The 8748-nt window shown below is 72.8% G+C and carries 4 protein-coding genes and 1 pseudogene; all 5 read left to right on the top strand.

The genetic code is table 11. From position 1 onward, the window contains the following. Positions 1 to 23 precede the first annotated feature (23 nt). Positions 24 to 3068, top strand: a pseudogene (locus QSK18_RS36265) (type I polyketide synthase); the annotation flags it as partial. 159 nt (positions 3069 to 3227) lie between these two features. After that, the gene (locus QSK18_RS36260) at positions 3228 to 5159 is read left to right on the top strand and encodes a type I polyketide synthase (RefSeq protein ID WP_502894183.1); all 1932 of its coding nucleotides are present in this window, start codon (positions 3228 to 3230) and stop codon (positions 5157 to 5159) included. A gap of 37 nt (positions 5160 to 5196) precedes the next feature. After that, entirely contained in the window at positions 5197 to 6069 is an 873-nt protein-coding gene (locus QSK18_RS11100) for an SAM-dependent methyltransferase (protein ID WP_285618492.1), read from the top strand. Positions 6070 to 6109: 40 nt separating this feature from the next. Continuing rightward, on the top strand, positions 6110 to 6970 hold the full coding sequence (locus QSK18_RS11095; RefSeq protein ID WP_285618490.1) for an SAM-dependent methyltransferase: 861 nt from the start codon (positions 6110 to 6112) through the stop codon (positions 6968 to 6970). Between the two features lie 84 nt (positions 6971 to 7054). Next, positions 7055 to 8704, top strand: coding sequence for an HAL/PAL/TAL family ammonia-lyase (locus QSK18_RS11090; protein ID WP_285618488.1), 1650 nt, complete (start codon positions 7055 to 7057; stop codon positions 8702 to 8704). The last annotated feature ends 44 nt before the right edge of the window (positions 8705 to 8748 follow it).

The raw sequence follows: 8748 nt of genomic DNA, 5'->3' as shown, positions 1-8748 counted from the left end.
CCGAACGTGAACGCCGAACCCGTATCCCTGCGAAAGCGAGTGTCGCGATGACGGACGACCAGAAGATCGTCGACTACCTGAAGTGGGTCACGGCGGACCTGCACGAGACCCGCCGGCGCCTGGAGGAGGCCGAGTCCGGCCGGCACGAGCCGATCGCGGTGGTCTCGATGGCCTGCCGCTTCCCGGGCGGGGTCGGTTCGCCCGAACAGCTGTGGCAGCTGCTGTCCGAGGGCCGCGACGCGATGTCGCCCTGCCCGCCGGACCGCGGCTGGCCGCTGACCCACATGGACCACCTCGCCGGTGGATTCCTCGACGCAGCCGGAGATTTCGACGCCGGTTTCTTCGGGGTCTCACCGAACGACGCGCTGGCCATGGACCCGCAGCAGCGGCACCTGCTGGAGGTGACCTGGGAGGCGGTGGAGCGGGCCGGGATCGATCCGCTCTCCCTGCGGGGCACTCGCACCGGCGTGTTCGTCGGGACCAACGGGCAGGACTTCACCCACGTGGTCGCCGGGGCCGGCCCGCAGGTGCAGCAGCACGCCATGACCGGTCTGCCGGCCAGCGTCCTGTCCGGACGGATCTCCTACACCTTCGGTCTGGAGGGCCCGGCCGTCACCCTGGACACGGCCTGTTCGTCGGGGCTGGTGGCGATGCACTGGGCCGCGCAGGCGCTGCGGGCCGGGGAGTGCACCAGCGCTCTGGTCGGCGGGGTGACCGTGATGACCACTCCGGGCGCGTTCGCCGGCTTCAGTGAAGGCCTGGCGGTGGACGGCCGGTGCAAGTCCTACGCCGACGGTGCGGACGGCACCGGCTGGTCCGAGGGCGTGGCCGTGCTTCTGCTGGAACGGCTTTCGGACGCCCGGCGGCTGGGGCACGACGTCCTGGCCGTGCTGCGCGGCTCGGCCGTCAACCAGGACGGTGCCTCCAACGGCCTGACCGTGCCCAACGGCCCGGCCCAGGAGCGGGTGATCCGCCAGGCCCTGGCCGCCGCCGGGCTCTCCCCGGGCGACGTCGACGCGGTCGAGGGGCACGGCACCGGCACCACGCTGGGCGACCCGATCGAGGCCCAGGCCCTGCTGGCCACCTACGGCCAGGACCGCGAGAACCCGCTCTGGCTGGGCTCGGTGAAGTCGAACCTCGGCCACACCCAGGCGGTCGCCGGCCTGGCCGGGGTGCTGAAGATGATCCTGGCGCTGCAGAACGCGCGGCTGCCGCGCACCCTGCACGTCGACCGGCCCTCGCAGCACGTGGACTGGTCGTCCGGTGCGGTCCGTCTCCTCACCGAGGCCGTCGACTGGCCGCAGCCGGAACGCCCACGCCGGGCCGGGGTCTCGGCCTTCGGGATCAGTGGGACCAATGCGCACGTGATCCTGGAACAGGCCCCGCCCACCGACTCGCCCCGGCCCGAGAGCACTTCCGGCCCGCAGCCGACAGCGCTGCTGGTGTCGGCCCGCTCGGCTTCCGGGCTCCGGGGGCAGGCTGCCCGCCTGGCCGACTTCCTGGGGGACCCCGCCCAGGACGGGATCGACCTGACCGATGTGGCCCACTCCCTGGCTCATACCCGATCGACCTTCGATCACCGCGCCGTGGTTCTGGCCTCCAGCCCGGCCGACGCCGCCTCGGCCCTGCACGCGCTGGCCGAGGAACGCCTGGACGCCGCCGTGGTGCAGGGCCGCCGCAGCGCCCGCACCCGCTCGGTGATGCTCTTCTCCGGGCAGGGCGGGCAGCGAAGCGGCATGGGACAAGCTCTGTATCAACGCTTCCCGCAGTTCGCCGAAGCCTGGGACGAGGTCGCAGCGGCGCTCGACCCGCTGCTGGGCCGGTCGCTGACCCAGGACGTGCGGTCCGGGCAGCCCGGGCAACTCGCGGGCACCGGGCTGGCCCAGCCGGCTCTGTTCGCCCTGCACGTCGCCTCCTACCGCCTGGCCCGCTCCTGGGGCCTGCGCCCGGCGGTGCTGGTCGGGCACTCGGTCGGGGAGATCGCGGCCGCCCACGTGGCCGGTGTGCTCAGCCTGCCCGACGCGGCCCGGCTGGTGGCTGCCCGCGCCCGGCTGATGCAGGCTCTGCCGGAGGGCGGGGCGATGGTGGCCGTCCAGGCGCCCGAGAACGCGATCGATCTGACCGGTTTCGAGGGCCAGGTGTCCGTCGCAGCCGTCAACGGGCCTACGTCGGTCGTGCTCTCCGGTGCCGAGGACGCGGTGCTGGCCGTCGCCGGCCGCTTCGACCGAACCCGCCGGCTCAACGTCTCGCACGCCTTCCACTCACCGCTCATGCAACCAATGATGGACGAGTTCACCACCTTGGTGGCGGATCTGGACTTCCAGGAGGCGTCGATCCCGATCGTCTCCACGGTCACCGGGGACGATTCCGCCGACCTGACCGATCCGGGCCACTGGGTCACCCAGGTGACCGCACCCGTCCGTTTCGATGCTGCTCTGAGAGTGGCCGACCGGATCGCCGTCGGCGCCGCGCACCTGACCCTGGGCCCCGACGGCGCTCTGGCCGCGATGGCGGCAGAAGTGCTGACCGACAACGGATCCAGCGCCACCGTGCACCCGCTGCTGCGTGCCGACCACGACGAGACCGACAGTGCCACCCGCGCCGCGGCCGAGCTGCACGTGCGCGGACTGGCGGTCGACTGGGCGCAGATCCTCCCGGCCGGGCGGGTCGTCTCTCTGCCCACCTACGCCTTCCAGCACGAGCGCTACTGGCCGGCCCCCGCCCCTAACGGCAGCGCCACCGACCTGGGCGCCGCCGGGATCACCGACACCCTTGAGCATCCCGTGCTCGGCGCCGGGCTGGTTCCTGCGGCCGGGGGAGGGATGCTGGTCACCGGCCGCCTGTCCCTGCAGAGTCAGTCCTGGCTCGAGGCGTACCGGACCGACGACGAGGCCGGCTTGCCCGCCAGTACCCTTCTGGAGCTGGCGATCCGGGCTGGCGACGAGGTCGGCTGCGACCGGGTGGAAACCCTGGAACTAACCGCACCGCTCCGGGTTTCCTCCGAGATCGCCCGCACGGTGCAGGTCGCCCTGGGCGACGCTGACGAGCAGGCCCGGCGCAGGGTGCGGATCTTCAGCCGGGCCGCCGACGCCGCGCCGGAGGAGGAGTGGACCGAGCATGCCCAGGGCGTGCTGGTGGCCGGGGGCGAGGGTTCGGCGGCTTCCGGCTCACCGGTCTGGCCTCCCAGCGGCGCCCTCGCCGTTGACGTGGCCGGCCGACGCCCGGAAATGGTGCGCGGTCTCTGGCGCCGCGACGACGAGGTGTTCGTCGAAGTGGCCCGGCCTGAGGAGGAGGCCGAGGCCTACGGTCTGCATCCGGCCCTGCTGGACGCGGCCCTGGGTGTGCTGCCCCTGACCGGTGTGGCGGCCGCACCGCTGGCCTGGCAGGGAGTGAGCCTGCACGCGGAGGGGGCGTCGGTCCTGCGCGTGCGGCTGACCCGGACCGGGCCGGACACGGTGTCTCTGGTGGGTCTCGACGCGGCCGGCGAGCCCGTGCTGTCGGTGCACTCGCTCCGGGTGTGCGAGCCCTCGGCCCTCCCGGCCGGACCCCACGGAAGCGACGCACCGGCCACGTCACTGTTCCGGCTGAGCTGGAACCGGATTCCCGGCAGCGAGCACCTTCCCCAGGACACCAGGCTCGAGGTGGTGCCGTACCGCTCGCCGCTGTCGGCGATGGAGTCCGGCCCGGACGCCGTGGTGGTCGACCTGCATCGCGACCAGAGCCTGCCGATGATCGAGTCGGTGCACCAGCTCGCCCGGCGGGCGCTGGGCCTGATCCACGAGTGGATCGAGGACGAACGCTTCAAGACCGCCCGGATGGTCTTCCTCACCCGCGGCGCGATGGCGGTCACGGACGACGACCCGGTGCTCGACCTGGCCGCCGCCACGGCCTGGGGGCTGATCCGCTCGGCCCAGGCGGAGAACCCGAACCGGTTCGTCCTGCTCGACCTCGACGACGGTTCCGAAGGCTCCGACGCCGTCGTGCAGGCCGCACTGGCCACCGGGCAGCTCCAGGTCGCAGTCCGGGCGGGGGCTCTGCACGAGCCCCGGATCAGCCGGCAGGCACCGCTGGGCCGGCCCCGGTCCTGGAACCCCGACGGCACGGTCCTGATCACCGGCGGCACCGGCGGCCTGGGCGCCCGCCTGGCTCGCCACCTGATCACCGAGCGCGGGGTCAGGCACCTGGTTCTCACCAGCCGCGCCGGCCTGGACGCGCCCGGCGCCCGGGACCTGCGCGAAGACCTGGCCGCCCTGGGCGCCACCGCCCACATCGCGGCCTGCGACGCCGGTGACCGCACGGCCCTCTCCGCGCTCCTGGCCGAGATCCCGCCCGAGCACCCGCTGACCGCCGTGATCCACACGGCCGGGTACCTGGACGACGGCATCGTGGCCAGAGTGAGCCCGGACAGTCTCTCCTCCGTCCTGCACCCGAAGGTCGACGGCGGCTGGCTGCTGCACGAGCTCACCCAGCACCTGCCGCTGGAGGAGTTCATCCTGTTCTCCTCGGTGGCAGGCACCCTGGGCGGGGCCGGGCAGGGCAGCTACGCCGCCGCCAACGTGTTCCTCGACAGCCTGGCCCGCTACCGGCACCAGGCCGGTCTGCCCGCGACCGCGATCGCCTGGGGCCCCTGGTCGCAGGGCGCCGGCATGACCAGCAACCTGGCCAAGGTGCAGATCCAGCGGATGATCCGTACCGGTCTGCCGCCGATGGCCCAGCCCGACGGCCTGGCCCTGTTCGACGCGGCGATCGGCCTGGGCCGGCCGGAACTGGTGGCCACCCGCCTCAACCTGAACACCCTGCGCCGGGCCCGGGACATCCCGCTGCTGCGCAACCTGCGCCGTGGTCAGCGTCCCCGTGCCGCGTCCGCCCCCTCGGCCCAGAGCCGCTACGACCAGCTACGCGTCCTGCCCGAGGCGGTCCGCCGGGAAGAACTGCAGGCGCTCGTGACCGAGCGGGTCGCAGCCATCCTCGGGCACTCCGACGCAGACGCGGTCGACACCGAACAGGGCTTCCTGGAGATGGGTTTCGACTCGCTCGCGGTGATGGAGCTGCGCTACCTGCTCTCCCGGGCCACCGGCCTCGAGCTGTCGCCGTCCACCGTGCTCGACGAGCGCGATCCGCAGGGCCTGACCGAGTGGATGGTCGCCGCCTACGCCTGAGCCCGTCCAGTCCTGACCTCCCGACCGAAGGAAGTCCATGATCCAGGAAACCGCCCAGGCCCCGCCCGCCGTACCCGACCGGACCGAAGAGGTCGGTGAGCTGTACGACGAACTCGAGCACGACGTCCTCCATTTCGGCTACTGGGACGACGAGTCGGACCCCAGCTCGTTCACCGAGGCCTCGGCCCGGCTCACCGAGCTGGTCCTGCAGCGGCTCCGGCCGGCCGACGGGTCGTCGGTGCTGGACGTCGGCTGCGGCAACGGGACACCGGCTCTGCGGGTGGGCGAGACCACCGGGGCGCAGCTGACCGGGATCACCGTGAGCGAGGAGCAGATCGGCCGGGCCTCCCGCCGGGCCGAGAAAGCCGGTCTGGCCGGGCGTCTGCGGTTCCAGCGGGCCGATGCGACCGCTCTGCCCTTCCCGGCGGACTCGTTCGACCACGCCTTCGCGCTGGAGTCGGTGCAGCACATGGACCGGCTCGCCGCCCTGCGCGAGATGGCCCGGGTGGTCCGCCCCGGCGGCCGGATCGTGCTGACCGACCTCTTCCGCCGGGCTCCCGCCCCGCCCCAGGGGCCACCGGTGATGGACGCGCTGGTCCCGATGTGGCGGATGAGCCCGCCGATCGCCCTGGACGAGTACCCGGGGCTGCTGGAACAGGCCGGCCTGGAGCTGCTGGAGCTGAACGACGTGACCGCCCAGGTGATCCGGCGCAGCTTCACCGAGGTGCTCGGGCAGATCCAGCACGCCCTGGACAGCGGTCAGGCGGCCTCGATCCCCAGCGCCGGGCGGCTGGACCTGACCGTGGAGGCCAACCAGCGGGCGGTGCTGGACTTCGCCCGGCACATGACCGGCACCCAAGAGGTGGGCTACCTGCTGCTGACGGCGGCCGTCCCCGGCGCCGGGCAATGAGTTCCGAGAATGTTCCGAGACTGTGACGAGGGGACCAGCGATGCCCGAGAGTGCGACCACGGCCGGTCAGGAGCGCCTGGACCCGGGCGAGATCGAGTCCGTCTACGACCGGCTCGGCCTGGAGATCCTGCACTTCGGCTACTGGCACGACGACGCCGACCCGGCCACCCTGGAGGAGGCCTCGGACCAGCTGACCGACCTGGTGCACAACCGGCTGGCGATCCCGCCCGGGGCGCGCCTGCTCGATGTGGGCTGCGGTACCGGGGTTCCCGCGGTGCGGATCGGGGGCTCCGGCGACGCCTCGGTCCTGGGCATCACGGTCAGCGCCCGCCAGGCCGAGACCGCCACCGTGCGAGCGGGTTGCGCGGGCCTGGGCGACCGGCTGCAGTTCCGGGTGGCCGACGCGATGGACATGCCGTTCGAGGACAACTCGTTCGATGCGGCCTACGCCCTTGAGTCCATCCACCACATGGACCGGCCCACCGTGCTGCGCGAACTGGCCCGGGTGGTGCGCCCCGGCGGCACCGTCGTGGCCACGGACGTGTACCGGCGGGCGCCGGCACCGGCCGGTGGACCGCCGGTGCTCGACCTTCTGGCGCCGATGTGGATGATGACGCCGCCGTGCTCGTTCGAGGCGTATCCCGGGCTCTTCGAGGCGGCCGGGCTGCAGTTGGCCGAGCGGCGCGACATCAGCTCGGAGGTGCTGCCCCGGACGTTCGGGGCCGTGCGCGAACGGTTCCTGGCCGCGGTCGCGGCCGGTGAGGCGGCCTCGCTGCCGGCCACCGGCGAACTGGATCTCACCGATCCCGGGAACCAGTCCGCCGTGGTCGATTTCATCGGGCTGATGTGCGAGACCGACGAGGTCGGCTACGCGCTGCTGGTCGCCACCGTGACCGGCTGAGGACTAGGGAAGTACACAGGCGCTGCCCACGGATAGTGGGGGAGTGCCAGTGGACGGCACCGGCGGACGTGAGGAGATCAGGCCATGGACGCACCCGAAACCTCGACCCTGCAGGTCGACGCGACGGCCCCGGCCGACGCCGTCGCCGAGCGGATCGTGCTCGACGGCTACACCCTCAGCCCGGCCGACGTGGCCCGGGTCGCGTCCCGGCCGGGCTCCTTCGCGCTGGCGCTCAGCAGTGACGCCGCGGTGCGGATGAAGGCGTCGGTGCGGGTGAAGGAGCAGATGATCGACTCCGGGATCCCGATCTACGGAGTGACCACCGGCTTCGGTGACAGCAGCGGCCGTCAGGTGGGCGCCGCCAAGACCGCCGAACTGCAGCGCAACCTGCTGCGCTTCCTGCGGGTCGGGGTGGGGCCGGTGGCGGCGCCGGAGGTGATCCGGGCGACCATGCTGATCCGGGCCAACTGCGCCGCCCGCGGCAACTCGGCGATCCGCGAGGAACTGGTGCGGCTGATCCTGGACCTGCTCGAGCACGACGTCCTGCCGCAGATCCCCGAGCGCGGATCGGTCGGCGCCAGCGGCGACCTGGCACCGCTCAGCTACCTGGCCGCGGCCCTGACCGGCGAGGGGCAGGTGCGCTGGAACGACTTCACCACCACGGCCGCCGAGGCGCTGCGGGCGAACGGGCTGCAGTCGCTGGAACTGCAGGCCAAGGAGGGCCTGGCGCTGGTCAACGGCACCTCGTTCATGGCCGCCTTCGCCACCCTGGCGCTGACCGAGGCCACCGAGATCGCCTGGGCCGCGGAGCTGTGCACCGCCTTCGCCACCGAGGTCCGGGGCGGCAGCCGCGACCAGTTCAGCGCGTTCCCCCACCTGCACAAGCCGCACCCGGGGCAGATCACCAGCGCGGTCGGGATCTCCGACCTGCTGGAGGGCTCGGCCCTGGCGGTCGGCGACGACGACCTGATGGCCGCCGGGCTGAGCGGCGACCAGACCTACCTGGAGCTGGAACAGCGCATCCAGGAACCGTACTCGATCCGCTGCGCCCCGCACGTGATCGGGGTGCTGCGCGACACCATGGGCTGGGTCGAGCAGTGGATGGAACGGGAGATCAACTCCTCCAACGACAATCCGCTGTTCGACGCCGAGGCCGGCCGGGTGCACAACAGCGGCAACTTCTACGGCGGCCACGTGGCCCACGCCGCGCAGGCGCTGAGCACCGCCACCGCCAGCGTCGCCGACCTGCTCGACCGCCAGCTGGCCCTGCTGGTGGACGAGAAGTTCAACCGCGACCTGACCCCCAACCTGATCGCCCGGGTGGCCCCCGACCACCCGGCCGCCGGTGTGCACCACGGTTTCAAGGGCGCCCAGATCGCCGCCTCCGCCCTCACCGCCGAGGCCCTGCACCTGGCCACCCCGGCGGGTTCGTTCTCCCGCTCCACCGAGGCGCACAACCAGGACAAGGTCAGCATGGGCACGATCGCCGCCCGGCACGCCCGCACCGTCGGGCAGCTGGTCACCGAGGTCACCGCCATCCACCTGCTGGCCCTGTGCCAGGCCGCCGACATCGTCGGGCCCGAGCGGCTGGGCCGGCACACCGCCCGCGCCCACGCCGCCGTCCGCGCCGGCATCCCGACGGTCGAGCAGGACCGGCCGATGGACCTGGAGATCCAGGCGGTCGCCGAGATGCTGCGGACCGGCGCCCTACGGGCCGCGGTCACCGGCAGCTGATCCCTTTCCTCAACCCCCATCGATTTCGGACGTCGCACCGGTGC

Origin of the sequence: Kineosporia sp. NBRC 101677, assembly GCF_030269265.1 — a bacterium.
Taxonomy (GTDB): domain Bacteria; phylum Actinomycetota; class Actinomycetes; order Actinomycetales; family Kineosporiaceae; genus Kineosporia; species Kineosporia rhizophila.
This window is presented reverse-complemented; position numbering and strand designations above follow the sequence as displayed.